General features: G+C 67.8%; 20 protein-coding genes. 13 read left to right on the forward strand and 7 right to left on the reverse strand.

Features of this window, described 5'->3' with window-relative positions; genetic code table 11:
- The first annotated feature begins 124 nt into the window (after positions 1-124).
- Entirely contained in the window at positions 125-775 is a 651-nt protein-coding gene (locus tag FYJ91_RS13955) for an OmpA family protein (RefSeq protein WP_149522876.1), read from the forward strand.
- Positions 776-778: 3 nt separating this feature from the next.
- On the opposite strand, the gene FYJ91_RS13960 is transcribed toward FYJ91_RS13955, so the two are convergent.
- On the reverse strand, positions 779-1,972 hold the full coding sequence (locus FYJ91_RS13960) for a phospholipase D-like domain-containing protein (protein WP_149522877.1): 1,194 nt from the start codon (positions 1,970-1,972) through the stop codon (positions 779-781).
- Positions 1,973-2,092: 120 nt separating this feature from the next.
- On the opposite strand from FYJ91_RS13960, the gene nhaA reads away from it, so the two are divergent.
- Positions 2,093-3,262 (forward strand): Na+/H+ antiporter NhaA, encoded by a 1,170-nt coding sequence (gene nhaA / locus FYJ91_RS13965; RefSeq protein ID WP_149522878.1) that lies wholly within the window; start codon positions 2,093-2,095, stop codon positions 3,260-3,262.
- On the opposite strand, the gene FYJ91_RS13970 is transcribed toward nhaA, so the two are convergent.
- Both FYJ91_RS13970 and FYJ91_RS13975 read right to left on the reverse strand, forming a co-directional pair.
- Positions 3,234-3,755, reverse strand: a complete 522-nt coding sequence (locus FYJ91_RS13970) for a YceD family protein (RefSeq protein ID WP_149522879.1) — start codon at positions 3,753-3,755, stop codon at positions 3,234-3,236. The two genes, nhaA and FYJ91_RS13970, sit on opposite strands and share 29 nt — an antisense overlap.
- A complete protein-coding gene (locus tag FYJ91_RS13975; protein ID WP_246152630.1) occupies positions 3,752-4,276 on the reverse strand; it encodes a ubiquinol-cytochrome C chaperone family protein in 525 nt (174 codons plus the stop codon). Before FYJ91_RS13975 ends, FYJ91_RS13970 begins: the two co-directional genes overlap by 4 nt.
- Before the next feature lie 141 nt (positions 4,277-4,417).
- On the opposite strand from FYJ91_RS13975, the gene FYJ91_RS13980 reads away from it, so the two are divergent.
- Complete coding sequence (locus tag FYJ91_RS13980) at positions 4,418-4,900, forward strand: outer membrane protein assembly factor BamE (protein WP_149522880.1); 483 nt, start codon at positions 4,418-4,420, stop codon at positions 4,898-4,900.
- A gap of 39 nt (positions 4,901-4,939) precedes the next feature.
- Here the strand turns inward: FYJ91_RS13980 and FYJ91_RS13985 are convergent, their stop codons facing one another.
- Positions 4,940-5,929: an NAD(P)H-dependent glycerol-3-phosphate dehydrogenase gene (locus tag FYJ91_RS13985; RefSeq protein WP_149522881.1), complete on the reverse strand. Its 990-nt coding sequence runs from the start codon at positions 5,927-5,929 to the stop codon at positions 4,940-4,942.
- Positions 5,926-6,960 carry a tRNA (adenosine(37)-N6)-threonylcarbamoyltransferase complex transferase subunit TsaD gene (tsaD, locus tag FYJ91_RS13990; protein ID WP_149522882.1) on the reverse strand — a complete coding sequence of 345 codons (1,035 nt, stop codon included), beginning with the start codon at positions 6,958-6,960 and terminating at the stop codon, positions 5,926-5,928. Before tsaD ends, FYJ91_RS13985 begins: the two co-directional genes overlap by 4 nt.
- Positions 6,961-7,077: 117 nt before the next feature.
- Between tsaD and FYJ91_RS13995 the strand changes: the two genes are divergently transcribed.
- From FYJ91_RS13995 to FYJ91_RS14010, 4 genes are read left to right on the forward strand one after another with little or no spacing between them, the layout of a single operon-like run.
- Positions 7,078-7,587, forward strand: a complete 510-nt coding sequence (locus FYJ91_RS13995; protein ID WP_149522883.1) for an FxDxF family PEP-CTERM protein — start codon at positions 7,078-7,080, stop codon at positions 7,585-7,587.
- Between the two features lie 40 nt (positions 7,588-7,627).
- Positions 7,628-8,584 carry a hydroxymethylbilane synthase gene (gene hemC, locus FYJ91_RS14000; RefSeq protein ID WP_149522884.1) on the forward strand — a complete coding sequence of 319 codons (957 nt, stop codon included), beginning with the start codon at positions 7,628-7,630 and terminating at the stop codon, positions 8,582-8,584.
- A complete protein-coding gene (locus tag FYJ91_RS14005; RefSeq protein WP_149522885.1) occupies positions 8,581-9,270 on the forward strand; it encodes a uroporphyrinogen-III synthase in 690 nt (229 codons plus the stop codon). The genes hemC and FYJ91_RS14005 overlap by 4 nt, the downstream gene beginning before the upstream one ends.
- 53 nt (positions 9,271-9,323) lie before the next feature.
- Complete coding sequence (locus FYJ91_RS14010) at positions 9,324-10,115, forward strand: YbbN family protein (RefSeq protein WP_246152631.1); 792 nt, start codon at positions 9,324-9,326, stop codon at positions 10,113-10,115.
- A gap of 28 nt (positions 10,116-10,143) precedes the next feature.
- Here the strand turns inward: FYJ91_RS14010 and FYJ91_RS14015 are convergent, their stop codons facing one another.
- The gene (locus FYJ91_RS14015) at positions 10,144-10,314 is read right to left on the reverse strand and encodes a DUF1674 domain-containing protein (protein WP_149522887.1); all 171 of its coding nucleotides are present in this window, start codon (positions 10,312-10,314) and stop codon (positions 10,144-10,146) included.
- Positions 10,315-10,384: 70 nt separating this feature from the next.
- On the opposite strand from FYJ91_RS14015, the gene htpX reads away from it, so the two are divergent.
- From htpX to FYJ91_RS14040, 5 genes are all read left to right on the forward strand, one after another.
- Positions 10,385-11,317, forward strand: a complete 933-nt coding sequence (gene htpX, locus FYJ91_RS14020; RefSeq protein ID WP_149522888.1) for a zinc metalloprotease HtpX — start codon at positions 10,385-10,387, stop codon at positions 11,315-11,317.
- A gap of 40 nt (positions 11,318-11,357) precedes the next feature.
- Positions 11,358-12,647, forward strand: coding sequence for an RsmB/NOP family class I SAM-dependent RNA methyltransferase (locus FYJ91_RS14025; RefSeq protein WP_149522889.1), 1,290 nt, complete (start codon positions 11,358-11,360; stop codon positions 12,645-12,647).
- A 9-nt stretch (positions 12,648-12,656) separates the two neighbouring features.
- Positions 12,657-13,334, forward strand: coding sequence for a ribulose-phosphate 3-epimerase (gene rpe / locus FYJ91_RS14030; protein ID WP_149522890.1), 678 nt, complete (start codon positions 12,657-12,659; stop codon positions 13,332-13,334).
- Positions 13,331-15,064, forward strand: a complete 1,734-nt coding sequence (locus FYJ91_RS14035) for a heparinase II/III family protein (RefSeq protein ID WP_149522891.1) — start codon at positions 13,331-13,333, stop codon at positions 15,062-15,064. The genes rpe and FYJ91_RS14035 overlap by 4 nt, the downstream gene beginning before the upstream one ends.
- Before the next feature lie 83 nt (positions 15,065-15,147).
- On the forward strand, positions 15,148-15,819 hold the full coding sequence (locus FYJ91_RS14040; RefSeq protein WP_149522892.1) for a class I SAM-dependent methyltransferase: 672 nt from the start codon (positions 15,148-15,150) through the stop codon (positions 15,817-15,819).
- Here FYJ91_RS14040 and FYJ91_RS14045 read toward each other — a convergent pair.
- Positions 15,816-16,124: a DUF1272 domain-containing protein gene (locus FYJ91_RS14045; protein WP_149522893.1), complete on the reverse strand. Its 309-nt coding sequence runs from the start codon at positions 16,122-16,124 to the stop codon at positions 15,816-15,818. The two genes, FYJ91_RS14040 and FYJ91_RS14045, sit on opposite strands and share 4 nt — an antisense overlap.
- Positions 16,125-16,278: 154 nt before the next feature.
- Here FYJ91_RS14045 and purH point away from each other — a divergent pair, with 154 nt between their 5' ends.
- Positions 16,279-17,850 carry a bifunctional phosphoribosylaminoimidazolecarboxamide formyltransferase/IMP cyclohydrolase gene (purH, locus tag FYJ91_RS14050; RefSeq protein WP_149522894.1) on the forward strand — a complete coding sequence of 524 codons (1,572 nt, stop codon included), beginning with the start codon at positions 16,279-16,281 and terminating at the stop codon, positions 17,848-17,850.
- The last annotated feature ends 1 nt before the right edge of the window (position 17,851 follow it).

Genomic DNA, 17,851 nt, shown 5'->3' on the forward strand with positions numbered 1-17,851 from the left:
GCTGTTCCGCCTGTGCGCCACGGCACAGATTATCTTGGCCTCGACTCGCTATTGCTATCGCTGCAACTTGGGAAGCATAGTATTCGTAGCTGTCGGGGTGCCGTGAAACAGGAGGGTTGTTGCCGTGCGTATCAAGCTAGTCGCGCCGTTGGTTCTCATCGCTTTCGCCGCCGCGCCGCTCGGTGCGCAGCAGGCCCAATATAGCGTCGAGGACATTCAGAAGTCTTTCGCGGTCGATTGCTCGTCGGTCGATCCGGCCAACCCGCCCGCCGAATGCGCCGTCGACGAGGCCCCCGCCAAGGGACCGCGCACCAGCGCGACACGCGGCTTCTCTGTCGGCCGCACCAACAACAAGGGCGTGGGCGTGACGCCGGGCGGAAACCCCGCCGCCGCGGCCAAGCCGGTCAAGAAGACCTATGCCGCGCCCAAGCCGCTGCCGCCGGCGCGCAAGGATCTGCTGATCACCTTCGAAAACGCATCGTCGGCGCTGACCGCGCAGGCGATGGCCAATATCCGCGTCTTCGCCAAGGCGCTGCAGACGCCGGCGCTGTCGAGCATGCGCTTCGCGATCGACGGACACACCAATGCCGTCGGCAATCGCGAATATAACATCCAGCTTTCGAAGGAGCGCGCGCAGGCCGTTGCCTCGCTGCTCGGCGATCTGGGCATCGCCCCATCGCGTCTCGAAGTGAACGGCTGGGGCTTCGACAAGCCGGCCAATCCGTCCGATCCAGCGGGCGCCGCCAACCGCCGCGTCGAGGCGCGTCGACTCTGAAGATCAACGGGCGGGCTGTGCAAGCCCGCCCGTCCTCCAGCCGCCGATCTCGTGCTCGATCGTCGCCAGCCGTTCGAGCAATGTCACCGCGAACTGCGGGTCGCGCGACACCATCAACACTTCGTCGTTCAGCAGCCGTGAATTGCGGTTGTAGTTGATGCTGCCCGTGTAGCTGGTGAAGCCGCCATCGCGTTCGACGACGATGAATTTGGCGTGCATCGGCAGCCCGTCCGGATGGCGATATCGGCGAATATGGACGCCCGCCGCATTGAGCCGGCGCACCGACGATTCGGGCACGCGTCGCTCGGTATCATGCACCACCAGCAATATCTCGACCCTGCGCTCGGCCGCCCTGGCGAGCCGATCGACCATGTCGCCTTTCAGGTGCGATATCGCGGCCCATAGCCGATCACCGCGATCGAGCCGATCGACCTCATCCTCGACGATGTCGGCGCGTAGGCGGGGATAGAAATAGAGCCTGGTGTCACGGTCGCGGTAAATGCGGTTCTGGTGCGCATCGAACCGGTCGATCGAACCGCCGCGTTCGCCCAGCAGCCTGACCTGAGCGATCAGCGTATCGATCAGCCCGGGGCTGACGACATCGATCAGCATATTGTGCCCGCGATCCTGATCGCCGATCTCATCGAGCGTCGCCTTGTCGGTCCCCTCGTCACCCGAAGGATTGAAGGATCCGATCATCGCCACCCGCTCTCCCGGGGCATCGAACGCATAGATTTTCGTGTGGAGCTTTCCGCTGATCCGATCGAACGGCTCGATCGGTTCGGCACGGACGACCAATCCCTTCCCCAGCTTGCGCAGCACCGCGAGCGCGGCGTCGTTGGCGGTTTCCAGCCTAGGATCACCGTCGACGACCAACAGCACGCGCACTCCGCGCCGCTGCGCCGCGACCAAGGCCCGCGCCAGATCGCGGTCGCGAAAATAGTAGGTCGCCCAATAGATCGATCCGCCGGCCGGCATCGCCGCGATCCGCTGCGCGAGCAGGTTGCTCAGCGCACCCACCGGCTTGTCGGGGCCACCGAAATGCACCTTGCCCACCCGATCGCGCCCACCGCGATCGACGTTCACCACCGGCTCCGGCCGCGCGATGCAAAGAACGAACACCGTCCAGACGACAAAGATCGCCGCCGCCAACGTGGCCAATATCAGGGCCACCCGGCCGATCACCTGCTTGCGCACGCCACCTTCCTCAACACGAATTGCACGGTCGCTAGGAGGTGGCGACTGTCCTGTCCATTAATCTGGATGCCGCCGCCATCTTCGGTTGTCGCGAGCCACCCCGCTGGCTAGGTCGGTCCCATGCAGATCCGTCCCATTTCCGCGATCCGCCACTTCCTTCACACTGAAGCGGCCGGCGGCATCGTCCTGATCCTGTCGGCCGCCGCCGCGATGATCGTCGCGAACAGCCCGCTGGCCGAACCCTATTTCCACCTGCTCCACGCCAAAGCGGGGCCGCTGTCGATCCATCACTGGATCAACGATGCGGCGATGGCCCTGTTCTTCCTGCTGGTGGGGCTGGAGATCAAACGCGAATTCCTCGACGGCCATCTCTCGCAGTGGTCCGATCGCATCCTGCCCTTCGTCGCGGCCGGGGCCGGGATGATCGTGCCCGCACTCGTTTATCTGGGGATTGCAGGGTTCGATGGCGGCGCGGCGCGCGGCTGGGCGATCCCGTCCGCCACCGACATCGCCTTCGCGATCGGCGTGCTGGCCCTGCTCGGCAGCCGCGCACCCGCGTCACTAAAACTGTTCCTGACCACAGTCGCGATCGTCGACGATATGGGCGCCGTTGCGATCATCGCAGTCGCCTACACCCCCAGTATCAGCGGCCCGGCCTTGCTTGCGGCCGCCATCTGCGTGGCGGCGATGTGGGCGCTGAACCGGGCAGGCGTGCGGCGACTCTGGCCTTATCTGCTGCTCGCAGTGCCGCTTTGGATCGCAACCTATTTGTCAGGCGTCCATGCGACGATCGCGGGCGTTGTCGCTGCGCTCACGATCCCGCTGTCGCTATCGCCGGCCGCGCCCGAAGACGCCGCCTCGCCGCTCCACCGGCTCGAACATGCGCTGCACCCCTGGGTCGCCTTCGCGATCGTGCCCTTGTTCGGCTTCGCCAATGCCGGCGTCGCACTGGGCGGGATTGGCTGGGCGCAAGTCTTCGCCCCGCTGCCGGTCGCAGTGGCCTTGGGCCTGTTCCTGGGCAAGCAGGTCGGCATCTTCGCCAGCGTGCGCGCCGCCGTGGCGCTTGGATGGGCCGCCCGCCCCGGCGGGGCGAGCTGGACGCAGGTCTATGGCGTCGCCCTGTTGTGCGGGATCGGCTTCACGATGAGCCTGTTCATCGGCGGCCTCGCCTTCAACGATCCGATCCTGATCGACGAGGTCAAGATCGGCGTGCTGGCCGGATCGATCCTGTCGGCGATCGCCGGCTATGCCGTCCTGCGCTTCAGCCGAGCTTGTCCTTCAGCGCCTTGAGCGCCGCGAACGGGCCAGTCTCGCCCTCACCCAGCACCCCCGCCGCCTTCAACACTTCGTCGGCGTCGGGCGAGCGCGGGAAGGGATCGAGCGCGAGGACCATCGTCTCGGCGACGGCCTCGCCCAGATCGATGGCGCTGCCTTCATATTCGACGACGTCGCAATCGGCCTCGGTCAGCTCGATCTCGTCGTCGGCCGTGCCCGGGCCGGTGGCAGCGACGAACTTCAGCACGAACGGCTCGCGTACCGTCGCAGGCATCGGCGTGCCGCTGGCGACACAAGCCTGGACGACCACCGCGTCGATCGTGCCCTCGGCGACGATGACGCCGTTCTTCGTGCCGATCGACGCCTTGGCCGCGAGCCGATCGACCGAGATCAGGCCAAATCGAGCCGCCAGCTTGGCGCGTTCGGCCTCGTCGGCTTCGATCGCAACCTCGCGCGCGCCTTCGCCGAGCGTATCGATCCGGTAGGTGCGGGAAAATTCGGGGGTCATGCGGTCGGCAGTCCCTGATCACGCAGCGTCGGCCAATCGGTTTCGGCCAGCCGCGCGGCGAGCGCGAGCATCGCTTCGGCGACCATATCCGGCCGCGCCTCCGGTCCCGGCTCGCCCCGCCACAGGTTGCGAATCAAGGCGGGCTGAAGCCCCTCGTCCGCATTCATCGCCTCGCGATAGGCGGTCAGCCGGCCGCCGATCGCCGAGATCATCCGCCCGATCTGCTTGCCGACCACCACGTCGCCGATCCCGATCTGGCGCAACTGCCCGTCCATGTCGTCGATGAAGATCTCGGTCAGCCGCGCGACGGGCTCCAGCCCCGGATTGCCTTCCGCCTCCAGGCGCAGCAGCAGCAGCGAGAGGATCGCCGCGATCATGTCGAACCGGCCGTCGAGCGTGTCGGGCACGCCCGCCTCGGCATACCACCACGGCTGGCGCGCGGTCTGCACCACCGAATTGTAGAGCGGAACCAGCTGCGTTCGCGGATCACGCCGCGTCAGCAGCTTCTTCACCAAATTCACCAAGCACGTCCTTCTTGTCATCATGGTACGCGGCCATCTTGCCACGCCCCATCGGCGCAGCATATTGAGGCGCTTCGCGTCGGGCGCAATGGTTCGTGCGAAGAGTGTCGGTTTCCGTGTTCCGTTCCCAGGGAGTTTCGCATGTCCATCAAGCTGTCGCGCGCCGCGGCGATCTGCGCTGCGATCGCCCTCGCCGGCCTGTCCGGGGCATGCGCGCGGATCCGCGATCACAAGGGCTATGTCGTCGACAGCACGCTGATCGGCACGGTGCAACCGGGCGTCGACAACCGCGAATCGGTGTCCAAGACGCTGGGCCGTCCGAGCTTCGCGGGCCAGTTCGACGGCGACAAGACCTGGTATTATGTCGCCCGCGACACGCGCCAGATCGCCTTCCGCAACCCGCGCCCGATCGCCCAGACCACCCTGATCGTCCATTTCGACGCCAAGGGGAATGTCGCCTCGGTCGAACGTTCGGGGATCGAAAAGGTCGCGCGCGTCTCGATCTATGGCGAAAAGACGCCGACGCTGGGCCGCGATCGCGGCTTCTTCTCCGAACTGTTCGGCAATATCGGCCGGGTCGGCGGCGTAAGCCAGGGCGGCGGCACCGCGGATAACCCGAACTGATTTTAATCCTGCCCCGCCGGGGAAGGATAAAGACCAGCTTCAGGCGCCCTCGGCGCGGAGTGGTCGCGCCAATAGCTGATCGACCACCGCGCGCACGCTCGCTTCGCCGGCGAGCAGCGCGTTGACCGCGCCGACGATCGGCATCTCGACGCCGACCGCCTTCGCTGCCTGTGCCAGAACCGGCGCGGTCGAGGCGCCCTCGGCCACGGTGCGGCGATCGGCGAGCAGTTCGGATGCCGGGATGCCCTCGCCCAGCCCCTTGCCCAGCGAGAAATTGCGACTGCTGGTCGACGAACAGGTGAGGACGAGGTCGCCCAGGCCCGCAAGCCCCGACAGCGTTTCGACGCGCGCGCCCCGCGCCAGGCCGAAGCGGACCATTTCCGCAAAGCCCCGGCTGATCAGCGCCGCGCGCGCATTCTGCCCCAGCCCCGCGCCTTCGACGACGCCGCAGGCGATCGCGAGAACGTTCTTCACCGCGCCGCCAATCTCCGCGCCGACGACATCGTCGCTCGAGTAGGGCCGGAAGCCGGGCCGCGCGAGCCGGGCCGCAAGCGCGCGACCGAGATCGGCGTCGGCGCAGGCGAGCGTGATCGCGGTCGGCTGTCCCGCCGCCACTTCATGCGCGAAGGTGGGCCCCGAAAGAACCGCGATCGGCGATGCGGGCCGGACTTCGGCAGCGACTTCGGACATCAGCAATTGCGTGCCCGCCTCGATCCCCTTGGCGCACAGGATCAGCGGCGCGTCACCCGCAGGCAGCTCGGCCAGCACCGATCGCAGGAATTGCGCGGGCACGACGATGACCAGCGCGTCGCAATCCGCCAGATCGGCGAGCGCCGCCGTCGCGCGAATCTTCGGCGACAGCGGGATGACCGGCAGAAACAGCGGGTTGGCATGGCTGGCGTTGACCGAGTCGACCACCTCGGCCTCGCGCGCCCACAGCAGGACGTCCGACCCGTCCGACGCGATTACCTGCGCCATCGCGGTGCCCCACGCGCCGCCACCGATCACGCCCAGCTTTGTAAAGCTCATGCCTTCACCCCTGCTCCCCGCGCCTTTTCGGCCGTGGGATCGAGCGGCCAGCGCGCGCGCGGCGGCGTCTCCATCCCGTCGAACAAACCCGCCGCGAAGCGCTCTGCTCCCGCCCACGCGATCATCGCGCCATTGTCGGTGCACAGCCACAAGGGCGGCGCCACGAACCGCAAGCCATTGTCCCCCGCCAGCCCCGCGAGCGCGGTGCGCACGGCTTCATTGGCCGCGACCCCGCCCGCGACGACCAGCGCGGTCGCCCCCTCGGCGCGATCCAGCGCGCGGCGGGTGCGATCGACAAGGCAATCGACGACGGCCTGCTGGAACGACGCGGCAATGTCGGCAGACCGATGGATGCCGGCGTCGCGGGCGCGCAGCACCGCGCTTTTCAGGCCCGCGAAAGAGAAATGCGGTTCGGCGGTGCCGACCAGCGGGCGCGGCAGCTTCACCGCTTTCGGATCGCCCTCGCGCGCCGCCGCTTCGACCGCGGGGCCGCCGGGAAAGCCGAGGCCAAGCAGCTTGGCGGTCTTGTCGAACGCCTCGCCCGCCGCATCGTCGATCGTGGTCGCAAGGCGGGCATAATCGCCCACGCCACGCACCAGCAGCAGCTGGCAATGCCCGCCCGACGCCAGCAGCAGCAGATAGGGGAAGCGCAGGTCGCGATCCGCGAGGCGCGGCGACAGCGCATGTCCTTCCAGATGGTTGACCGCGATCAGCGGCTTGCCCGCCGCGTGGGCGAGCGCCTTGCCCGTCATCAGGCCGACCATCACCCCGCCGATCAGCCCCGGGCCTGCGGTCGCGGCGATCGCGTCGACCTGGCTCAGCGTCAGCCCCGCATCGGCCAGCGCGGCTTCGACCAGGGGGGTCGCCATCTCGACATGCGCGCGCGCCGCCAGCTCGGGCACCACCCCGCCGAACGGCCGGTGCGCCGCCTCCTGCCCCGCGAGGCGATGCGACAGCACCCGGCCATCGTCGCTCACCAGCGCGGCGGCGGTCTCGTCGCAGCTTGATTCGATGCCGAGGATGATGGCCATGCGCGCGCCTCTACCCGGTCGTGCCACGAATGTCGAAAACCGCGGAATTGATCCGATTTCGGAACAAAGTACGCAATCGTTAATTGTACGTTTACGACACAATAAGGGGTGGTGGTTTTGCGTCGATCCTTCGCGATCCTTTCGGCCGTGTTGATGGCCGTACCGATACCGGCTTCGGCCTCAACGTTTCTCAGCTTCAACGGCAGCACCGGCGTGTTCGGAAACGACCTGACCGACAGCCCAATGTTCTCCGACACGATCGATCTCGGCGCGTTGCCTGTCGGCTGGATGATTTCCGCCACGATCAGCTCGACCTATCAGGACGGGCTGCAGGGGGAGCAGGACATCGATTTCACCGGCGTCACGCTGAACGGGCAGGCATTCGATATCGGCTCCAGCGGGCAGAACGAATTCCGCTTCATCAACAATGCGGTCGCGCAGGGCACGACCAACCTGTTCCAGATCAGCGGGACCAGCGGCACCAATTCGAGCTATTCGGGCACGATCAACGTCGCGCCGGTGCCCGAACCTGCGACCTGGATGATGCTGATTTGCGGCTTCGGCATGATCGCGATGGCACTGCGCCGCAGCTGGCGCAAAGCGGGCGAGGTTTTGCAGGCGGTCTGACTCTTCCGCTTGGGGCCCAGCCCGCTTATGAGGCGGCGCAATGACTATATCTCCCCGCCCCGACCGTCCCCTGCGCCTCGGCACCCGCGGCTCGCCGCTTGCGCTTACCCAGGCGCGGATGGTGATCGCCGCGCTGCGCGATGCGCATGGCTGGGGCGAAGGCGCGATCGAGATCGTCGAAATCAAGACAAGCGGGGATCGCATCCAGGATCGCAAGCTGGCCGAGGTTGGCGGCAAGGCCTTGTGGACCAAGGAACTCGATCGCGCGCTAACCGCGGGTGAGATCGACTTTGCGGTCCATTCGATGAAAGACGTCGAAACGATCCGCCCGGCGGAGATCGCGATCGCCGCGATGCTCGAGCGAGCCGACGTGCGCGACAGGCTGATCGGCGTCGAATCGATCGCGAACCTGCCGCAAGGTGCGCGCGTCGGTACCTCCTCGCCCCGCCGTTCGGCCCAGATCCTGCGCGCGCGGCCCGATGCCGCGATCGTGCTGTTCCGGGGCAATGTCGATACGCGGCTGAGGAAGCTGACCGATGGCGAGGCGGACGCGACGTTGCTCGCCGCTGCGGGCCTCGATCGGCTCGGCCGCGACGATGTCGGCCATGTCGTGCGCGTCGACGAGATGCTACCCGCCCCAGCGCAGGGCGCCGTCGGGATCGAAACGCTGGCGGACAATGCCGAGATGCGCGCGCTGCTGGCCGCGATCGATCATGCGCCGACCCACGTCTGCGTCTCGGCCGAACGCGCCTTGCTTGCGGCCCTTGGCGGCGATTGCCGATCACCGATCGCCGCGCTCGCGATCGAGAGCGGTGGCGGCATTCATCTGCGCGCCGAAATCCTGACCGAAGATGGTCGCGAGCATGTCGCCGACGATGCGATGCTGCGTGTCGAAGAGGCGGAGGCCGATGCCCACGCCCTTGCCACCCGCCTGCTAGACCGCGCCTCCCCTGCCCTGCGTTCGCTGTTCGCCGGCCCTTTGGCAACCGAACAATGAGCCGCCCCGCGCTCATCATCCTGCGTCCCGAACCCGGCGCGACCCAGACGATGAAGCTGGCGCGCGAACAAGGTTGGAACCCCTATGTCTCACCGATCTTCCGCATCGAATCCGTCGCCTGGGATGCGCCGCCCGCCGCGGACTATGAGGCGCTGATCGTCACCAGCGCCAACGCCGTGCGCCAGGCGGGCAAGGCGCTGCGCCAGTATCGCGACCTTCCGGCTTATGCCGTCGGATCCGCTACCGCCCGCGCGCTCAAGGCCGAAGGCTTTCCCGATATCCACACCGGCCGGGGCGATGCGAATGCTCTGCTTGCCACGCTGGCCGAGGAAGGCGTGAAGCGCGCGCTGCACCTCGCCGGCGTCGAGCATCGCGACGCGGCCCACCCCGACGTCGTGGTCGATCGCCGCATCGTCTATGAAAGCGCGGCTGCCGGCCAGCTGGGCCAGGGCACACGCACCGCACTGACGGCGGGCGGCGCGATCGTGCTGCTCCATTCGGGCCGCGCGGCACAGCGCTTCGCCGAACTGGTGGATCAGGACGGGATCACCCGCGCCGGGATCGGCATCGCGGCGCTTTCACCCGCCATCCTGGCCGACGCCGGCACGGGCTGGGGCGCCACGATCACGGCCCCCAAGCCCGATGACATCGCGCTGCTGGCGGCGGCCGCGCGTCTGTGCCACTAAACACGCCTATGGCGACCGATCCCTATTCATCTTCCGCGCCGCGCCGCTCGGTGATGCCCATCTTGTTGATGGTGCTGTTCGCGTTGTTGCTGGGAATGGGTGCGATGGGATGGCTCGTCCATCGGTATGACGAGGTCGCCGATCGCCTGCACCCCCAGAAGCCTGTCGTCGTGCGCCAGCCGGTCGCCACGCCACGCGCCATCCCGACGCCCGCGCCCGCCGCGATGCCGATCCCGGCCGAGCAGGTCGACCAGCGGATCGAGACGCTGGAGGACAAGGTCGACCAGCTCGATCGCAAGACGCAGACCGCAACCGGCGAAGCATCCCGCGCCGAAGCGTTGCTGCTCGCCTTCGCCGCGCGCCGCGCGATCGATCGCGGCCAGCCGCTCGGCTATCTCGAAGGCTTGCTGCGCGAGCGTTTCGGCGGGGTCGAACCGCAGGGCATCGCCACCGCGATCAGCGCCTCGCGCCAGCCGGTGACGATCGAACAGCTCCGCCAGCAACTCGACGTCATCGCCCCGCTGACCCAGGGGCCGACGATCGAAGAAGGCTGGTGGGACGGCGTCCGGCGCGAGCTGGGCGAGATGATCCGCATCCGCAAGGCGGACGCTCCATCGCCGCTGCCCGTCGATCGGATCGCCCGCGCCCGCGATTATCTGGCGGCCGGCCGTGTCGACGCTGCGCTCGCCGAAGTCGCGCGCCTGCCGCAGCAGAAGGCCGTCGCCGATTGGGTCGCGCTCGCCCGCCGCTACGTTCAGGCCCGCGTCGCGCTCGACAAGATCGAAACGGCGGCGCTGCTACAGCCGGTGCCGGTGGTTCAGGCGATTGATACGACGGACGAGTAATCCTCTCCCAAGGGAGACGATCGAAACATCAAAAATCCACGGCGATCCCGTTCAGCTCATAGTCGCCATAGCGCGTGGGATCGGGACCCTTGCGGCCGCCGGCCTCAGGGGCGATGGGCACCTCCTGCGGTTCGGGCACCGGCGGGCTGGGCGACAGGTGCGCCGGGGGTTTGACATGATCGGGGCGCTTGCCAGTCATCGCACGTCCATCCGCAATTGAAGAAACCTCGTCTTCCCCCCACATTGGGCGGGAGAGGAGCAAAGGCAAGATGAACGCGATCCGGACGACCATGTTGCTGGCGGCGCTGACCGCTTTGTTCATGGCGTTGGGCTTTACGATCGGCGGCAAAGGCGGCGCGATGATCGCGCTCCTGGTCGCGGCCGGCATGAATCTGTTCACCTTCTGGAATGCCGACAGCATCGTGCTGCGCATGCATGGCGCGCGCGAGGTGGACGCCACCAGCTGCCCCGAATTCGTCGGGCTGGTCCACGGCCTCGCGCGGCGTGCCAACCTGCCGATGCCGCGCGTCTATGTGATCGACAGCGAACATCCCAACGCCTTCGCCACCGGACGCGACCCGGCGCATGCCGCCGTCGCCGCGACCACCGGCCTGCTCGCCATTCTCGATCGCGACGAGATCGAGGGCGTGATGGCGCACGAGCTCGCTCACGTCCGCAACCGCGATACCCTGATCATGACGATGACCGCGACGATCGCGGGCGCAATCTCGATGCTCGCCAATTTCGGAATGTTCTTCGGCGGCGGGCGCGATCGCGACGGCGGGCAGGTGCTCGCGACGATCCTCGCCGTCTTCGTCGCCCCCTTCGCTGCGATGATCGTGCAGATGGCGATCAGCCGGAATCGCGAATATGGCGCCGATCGCGGCGGTGCGGAGATTTCGGGCAAGCCCCGCGCGCTTGCCTCCGCCCTCGCCAAGCTTGCCAACGGGGCCAGCCGCAATCCCAGCCCGGTGGTGCGCGCCAACCCGGCCGCCTCCGCGCTCTACATCGTGCCGGGCAGCGGGCGCGACAGCATGTTTTCCACCCATCCGGCGACCGAGAATCGCATCGCCGAACTCGAAGCGATCGCCGATGACATGGGCCTGCTCACCGCCGCCCCGCGCCCTGCGGTCGTGGCGCACAGCTCGGTACCTAAGTCGCGTCGACGCGTCAGCGCGCTCGATCCGACCCGGCGGCGTTGATCGCCCTTCGCGGGAGCGCCGAAACTGCTAAGGGGTCGCGATGAACGACGATCCCACCGGAACGCCCACCCGCCGCGCCGCACTCAAGCTCCTCGATGCGGTGCTGCGCCGTGGCGTTCCGCTCGAGGCCGCGATGGACGCGGCATGCGGCGAACTCGATCGCGGCGACGACCGCGCTTTCGCCCACGCGATCGCCGCCGAGACGCTGCGGCGCCTGCCCGATCTCGACGCGCTGATCGACACCGCGACCGAGCGTGACCTGCCGCCCGATGCCAAGGCGCGCTTCGCGCTGCGCATCGCGCTGGTCCAGGCGCTCAGCCTCAACACGCCGCACCACGCCGCGATCAGCACCGTCCTGCCCCTGCTCGACGGCGGGCCGCGAAAGCTGGTCCACGGCGTTTTCGGCACCCTGATGAAGCAGGGCGTGGCCCTGCCCGATCCGCCGCGCCTGCCCGAAGCGGTCGAGGCGCGCTGGGCCGCCAGCTGGAGCAAGGATGCGGTTGAAGCCGCCCGCCGTTCGATCGCGGCCCCACCGCCCGTCGACCTCACCCTCAAGCCCGGCCTCGACACCGCCGAATGGGCCGCGCGGCTCGAAGGCGTCAGCCTTGCCCCCGGCCATGTGCGCATCCCCGCCGGCCGCCGCATCTTCGATCTCGACGGCTATTACGAAGGCGCGTGGTGGGTTCAGGATCTCGCCGCGACGCTTCCCGTGCGCCTGGTCGGCGAAGGCAAGGGCCGCCGTGCGCTCGATCTGTGTGCGGCCCCCGGCGGCAAGACCATGCAGCTCGCCGCCGCCGGCTGGAACGTGACCGCCGTCGACATGTCCGAACCGCGGATCGAGCGGTTGCGCGAAAATCTGGAACGGACCCGGCTGACCGCCGAGGTCGTGGTCCACGATGCCGAAACCTTCGCGGCGCCCGCCTTCGACGCGGTGCTGCTCGATGCGCCCTGTTCGGCGACCGGCATCTTCCGGCGCCATGTCGAGGTGCTGTATCGCGCCACGCCGCGCATCATCGCCGATATGGCCGCCCTGCAGGAACGATTGATCGATCATGCCGCCAGCCTCGTCGCGCCCGGCGGCACGTTGATCTACGCGGTGTGTTCGCTGGAGGCCGACGAGGGCGAGCAGATCGCCAAGGGCTTCATCGCCCGCAATTCCACCGATTGGGCGCTCGATCCGGTCGCGGCGGATGAACTGCCCACCGGTTTTGTCCCCGACAAGGTCGGCCGCGTCCGCGTGCGCCCGGGTGCCATCGCGGAACAGGGCGGTGCCGACGGCTTCTTCATTGTACGCTTCCGCCGCCTTGTCGGCTCATCGCGCGTTGGCTAATCGGGGTCGATGAGCAATCCTGTCCTGATCTCTCCGTCCATCCTGTCCGCCGACTTCGCCAAGCTGGGCGAGGAGGTGCGCGCCATCGATGCGGCGGGGGCGGACTGGATCCATGTCGACGTGATGGACGGCCATTTCGTGCCGAACATCACGATCGGCCCCGCCGTGGTGAAGGCGTTGCGCCCGCATTCGGCCAAGACCTTCGACGTCCATCTGATGATCTCCCCGGTCGATTCCTTCCTGGAGGATTTCGCCAATGCCGGCGCGGACATCATCACTGTCCATCCCGAAGCGGGGCCACACACCCACCGCACCGTCCAGCGGATCAAGGCGCTGGGCAAACGGGCCGGCATCTCGCTCAACCCCGCGACGCCCGCCAAGATGCTCGATTATCTGATCGACGATATCGACCTGGTCCTGGTGATGAGCGTCAACCCCGGCTTCGGCGGGCAGAGCTTCATCGACAATCAGCTGCGCAAGATCGAAGCGATTCGCAAGATGATCGACAAGACCGGCCGGCATATCGACCTTGAGGTCGACGGCGGCATCGACGTGAACACCGCGCCCCGCGCGATCGCGGCGGGCGCCAACGTGCTGGTCGCGGGCACCGCCAGCTTCAAGGGCGGGCCCGACCATTATGCCGCCAACATCGCGGCGCTGAAGCGCCGGGAGCCGCAACCCGCGTGAGCGAAAGCGGCCCGCCCGCTGCCGACGACGGAGTGGTGCCGGGAAAGCGGCTGATCCGCGTCGAGCATGACAAGGGCCGCTCGCTCGCCGAGCGGCTGGCGGGCGGGTTCAACATCCTCGCCTGGCGGTCCCCCATCCACGCCTTCCGCCTGCGCGGCCGCTATCCGCTCAAGCTGCTCGGCGTGCCCGTCGATCCGATCGAGGGGCTGGTGCGCGGCGGCGGCGCGATGCTCGATGGCGAGATCGTGTGGCAGGGCGAGAGCGTGGCGATCGCCGATTACGATTTCCGCCCGCGCAAGATGTCGCGCGCCTTCGCCGATTATCTGCAGAGCTTCGCCTGGCTGCGCGAGCTTTCCGCCGCCGGCCCGCGCACCCGCGTCGCGCCGATCGCCGAGATGCTGACCCGCCGCTGGGTCGACGCCTATGGCAAGCAGGTGCACGAGACCGCGTGGCGGCCCGACCTGTGGGGACGGCGCATCCTGTTCTGGGGGGCGCACGCGCCGCTGATCCTGTCGTCCGACGATGCCGCCTATCGCACCGCCGTGCTCAACGCGCTGGCCAAGGGCGCGCGGCATCTGGATGCGGAGGCGGACAAGGCGATGCCCGGCCTGCCGCGGATCGCCGCCTGGATCGGCGTGGTCGCGGCCGGCCTGCTGGTACCCGGCGGCGAGGAGCGGCAACTGCACGGCGAGCGCGGCCTTGCCCGCCTGCTCGCCGAACTGGTCCATGCCGATGGCGGCTTCGTCAGCCGATCCCCCGCCGACCAGACCGACCTGATCGCGCTGCTGAGCCAGCTCAAGCGCTTCTACGACATGCGCGACCAGCGCGTGCCCGCACCGATGACCGAGGCGCTTGCCCGCGCCGTGCCCGCCTTGATGGGGATCGCGATGGGTGATGGCGGCCTTTCGAGCTGGCAGGGCTGCGCTCCGATCGACGGCGGGCGGCTCGACGCGGTGATCGCGGCGACCGGCGTCCGCGCCCGCCCGCGCCGCCAGTCGCGCGAATGGGGTTATCAGCGGCTGGCGATGGGGCATGCCCGCATCGTCGTCGACGCCGCCCCGCCATCCCCCACCCGCTTCGCCACCGGCGCCTGCGCATCGACGCTGGCGCTGGAGATGTCGGACGGGCCGTGGCGGATGATCGTCAATTGCGGCGGCGGCACGGGCGCGACCAACGCGCTGCCCGAGGAGCTTTCGCATGCGCTGCGCAGCACAGCGGCGCATTCGACGCTGACGATCGCCGACAGCAATTCGACCGCGACCCACCCCGACGGGACGCTGGGCGCGGGCGTGACCCAGGTCGAGGTCGACCGCGACGAGGATGTGCGCGGCAGCCGGATCGACATGAGCCATGACGGCTATGTCCGCCGCTATGGCTTCGTCCACCGCCGCAGGATCGCGCTCAGCACCGATGGTCGCGAAGTGATGGGCGAGGATCTGCTGGAGCCGCAGGGTCGGCGTGGGCGCAGTGGCGCTGGCGACTATGCGATCCGGTTCCATTTGTCGCCCGACGTCGATGTGTCGCCGACCAGCGATGGCGCGGGCGCAGTGCTTCGGATCGCGCAGGGGGCGATGTGGCGCTTCCGCGCGATCGGCGGCGAGGTCGCGATCGAGGACAGCCTGTGGATCGACAGCCGCGGCCGGCCGCACAACACCCGTCAGATCGTGATCAGCGGCCCGGTGCCTGCCGAGGGTATAGCCGTGAAATGGGGACTGGCGCGATCGAATTAGCGACGGTGTAATCGTGAAAGCCACAAAGGTGCGGCTTTCACGGCCTTTGGTGATCGAGTCGGAAGGATTCAAAGAGGCGCGTGATGAAACCGACGAACGATAGAACAAAAGAGGAACATTATCAAGCATCGATCGCACGGTTCATTGCCGGGCGGCTGCCTCTGACGACTGTGCCCTTCGTGCCGGAACTGCAGGTGCACAAAGCCGTGCCGACGAGCGGGCTGCGCGAACTGGCCGAGCGCGATCCGGGATTCGACACCCCCTATTGGGCGCATCATTGGGGCGGCGGGCTGGCACTGGCCCGCTTCGTGCTGGATCGCCCCGAAACGGTGGCGGGGCGGCGGGTGCTCGACCTGGGGACGGGATCGGGGATCGTCGCGATCGCGGCGATGCTGGCCGGCGCGGGCGAGGTGATCGCAGCCGATGTCGATCCCTATGCGATAGAAGCGCTGCAACTGAACGCGGCGGCGAACGACGTGACGGTCACGCCCTGGTTCGGCGACATGACCACCGCCGGGGCGATACCCGACGTCGATATCGTTCTGGTCGGCGATCTTTTCTACGACAAGGGGACCGCGCGACGGGTGACCTCGTTCCTGACCTTGTGCCGCGCGACCGACATCGACGTGCTGATCGGCGACCCGCGTCGCGCCTTTCTGCCGCAGGGGCTGGAGGCGGTGGCGAGCTACACCGTGTCCGAAGCGAGCGGCGCGCAGGATGCCGACGCCAAGCCGAGCAGCGTGTTCCGCTTTTAACGCCGTTCGGGCGGGATATCGCGAACGCGCGCCGAGAGTTCCGCGATTTCCTGCGCGGTGAAGCTCAGGTGGACGCGCGCCGTCGACGCCGGGCATTGCGCGACCGAGAGACCCGGACGCCATTCGGTCGTCGGGCGAATCGGTCGGGGCGTGAAGCCGCCGCCGCAATTCGGGCAGACATTGTGGAGATGCGTCTCCACGCAATCGGCGCAGAAGGTGCACTCATAGGTGCAGATTCGCGCGTCGGTCGCCGCGGGCGGCAGATCCTTGTCGCAATATTCGCAGTTCGGGCGGAGTTCGAGCATGGGGCACAATCGCCATCGAGCCTGCTTCTGGCAACCGGCTTTTCGTCATTGCGAAGCGAAGCCGAAGCAATGACGAAGAGGGCGTGCGGCATTGATGGCCCGCCCGCCTTCCCCTAAGGCCGCGCGCGACTCTTCTCAGCTTCCGGGGCCAGACATGACCGAGATCGCGATCAAGCGCGCGCTGCTTTCCGTTTCCGACAAGGCAGGGCTCGTCGAGCTGGGCCAGGCGCTCGCCGCCAAGGGGGTCGAGCTGGTGTCGACCGGCGGCACCGCCAAGGCGCTGCGCGAGGCGGGGCTGACCGTGAAAGACGTGTCGGACCTGACCGGCTTTCCCGAGATGATGGACGGCCGCGTCAAGACGCTGCACCCGATGGTCCATGGCGGCCTGCTGGCGGTGCGCGACGATGCGGGGCATGTGGCGTCGATGCAGGAGCATGGGATCGGCGCGATCGATCTGGTCGTCGTCAATCTCTACCCGTTCGCGCAGACCGTCGCCAAGGGCGCCGAGCGTGACGAGATCATCGAGAATATCGATATCGGCGGGCCTTCGATGGTGCGATCGGCCGCCAAGAACCACGCCTTTGTCGCGATCGTGACCGACCCGGCCGATTATGCGCTGGTCGCCAGCGGCGTGACCACGCTGGAGGATCGCAAGCGCTTCGCCGCCAAGGCGTTTGCCGCGACCGCCGAATATGACGCGATGATCGCGAGCTGGTTCGGCTTCGGCGATCAGGGTCAGATGTTCCCCGACCAATTGTCCTTCCCGCTGCGCAAGGCCGAGGGGCTGCGCTATGGCGAGAATCCGCATCAGTCCGCCGCTCTCTATGTGCCCGCCGGCCCATCGGCGCGCGGCATCGCGCAGGCGGCCCAGGTGCAGGGCAAGGAGCTGAGCTACAACAATTATAACGACGCCGACGCGGCGCTGGAGCTGGTCAGCGAATTCCGCGACGGGCCGCCGACCGTGGTGATCGTGAAACACGCCAATCCGTGCGGCGTCGCGACCGGCGAGACGCTGATCGAAGCCTATAAAGCGGCGCTCGATTGCGACAGCGTGTCGGCGTTCGGCGGGATCATTGCGGTGAACCGCCCGCTCGACGGCAAGACCGCCGAGGCGATCAGCGGCATCTTCACCGAAGTCGTCGCAGCGCCCGACGCCGATGACGAGGCCAAGGCGGTGTTCGCCAAGAAGAAGAATCTGCGCCTGCTGCTGACGGGCGACCTGCCCGATCCGGCGCGCGGCGGATTGTCACTGAAAACAATCGCCGGCGGCGTCCTGGTGCAATCGCGTGACAATGGCCGGATCGACCGTGACGATCTGAAGGTCGTCACCAAGCGCCAGCCGACCGAGCAGGAATTGAAGGACTGCCTGTTCGCGTGGACCGTGGCCAAGCATGTCAAGTCGAACGCGATCGTCTATGCCAAGGACAATGCGACCGCCGGCGTTGGCGCGGGGCAGATGAACCGCCTCGAATCGGCGCGGATCGCGGCGTGGAAGGCCAAGGACGCCGCCGACAAGGCGGGCTGGACCACGCCGCGCACGATCGGCTCCGCCGTCGCCTCCGACGCCTTCTTCCCCTTCGCCGACGGCCTGCTGGCGGCGGTGGAGGCTGGCGCCACGGCGGTGATCCAGCCGGGCGGATCGATCCGCGACCAGGACGTAATCGATGCGGCCGACGAAGCGGGCCTCGCGATGGTCTTCACCGGAATGCGGCATTTCCGGCATTGAC

Source organism: Sphingomonas montanisoli, assembly GCF_008274695.1.
In the GTDB taxonomy this organism is placed as follows: domain Bacteria; phylum Pseudomonadota; class Alphaproteobacteria; order Sphingomonadales; family Sphingomonadaceae; genus Rhizorhabdus; species Rhizorhabdus montanisoli.

Coding starts and splice junctions, on each gene's coding strand:
- FYJ91_RS13970 (WP_149522879.1), bottom strand. CDS start 3,755: ATGACCCCCGAATTTTCCCGCACCTACCGGATCGATACGCTCGGCGAA.
- FYJ91_RS13985 (WP_149522881.1), bottom strand. CDS start 5,929: ATGAGCTTTACAAAGCTGGGCGTGATCGGTGGCGGCGCGTGGGGCACC.
- nhaA (WP_149522878.1), top strand. CDS start 2,093: ATGCAGATCCGTCCCATTTCCGCGATCCGCCACTTCCTTCACACTGAA.
- hemC (WP_149522884.1), top strand. CDS start 7,628: ATGACTATATCTCCCCGCCCCGACCGTCCCCTGCGCCTCGGCACCCGC.
- FYJ91_RS14005 (WP_149522885.1), top strand. CDS start 8,581: ATGAGCCGCCCCGCGCTCATCATCCTGCGTCCCGAACCCGGCGCGACC.
- htpX (WP_149522888.1), top strand. CDS start 10,385: ATGAACGCGATCCGGACGACCATGTTGCTGGCGGCGCTGACCGCTTTG.
- FYJ91_RS14025 (WP_149522889.1), top strand. CDS start 11,358: ATGAACGACGATCCCACCGGAACGCCCACCCGCCGCGCCGCACTCAAG.
- rpe (WP_149522890.1), top strand. CDS start 12,657: ATGAGCAATCCTGTCCTGATCTCTCCGTCCATCCTGTCCGCCGACTTC.
- FYJ91_RS14040 (WP_149522892.1), top strand. CDS start 15,148: ATGAAACCGACGAACGATAGAACAAAAGAGGAACATTATCAAGCATCG.
- FYJ91_RS13980 (WP_149522880.1), top strand. CDS start 4,418: ATGTCCATCAAGCTGTCGCGCGCCGCGGCGATCTGCGCTGCGATCGCC.
- FYJ91_RS14045 (WP_149522893.1), bottom strand. CDS start 16,124: ATGCTCGAACTCCGCCCGAACTGCGAATATTGCGACAAGGATCTGCCG.
- tsaD (WP_149522882.1), bottom strand. CDS start 6,960: ATGGCCATCATCCTCGGCATCGAATCAAGCTGCGACGAGACCGCCGCC.
- FYJ91_RS14015 (WP_149522887.1), bottom strand. CDS start 10,314: ATGACTGGCAAGCGCCCCGATCATGTCAAACCCCCGGCGCACCTGTCG.
- purH (WP_149522894.1), top strand. CDS start 16,279: ATGACCGAGATCGCGATCAAGCGCGCGCTGCTTTCCGTTTCCGACAAG.
- FYJ91_RS14010 (WP_246152631.1), top strand. CDS start 9,324: ATGCCCATCTTGTTGATGGTGCTGTTCGCGTTGTTGCTGGGAATGGGT.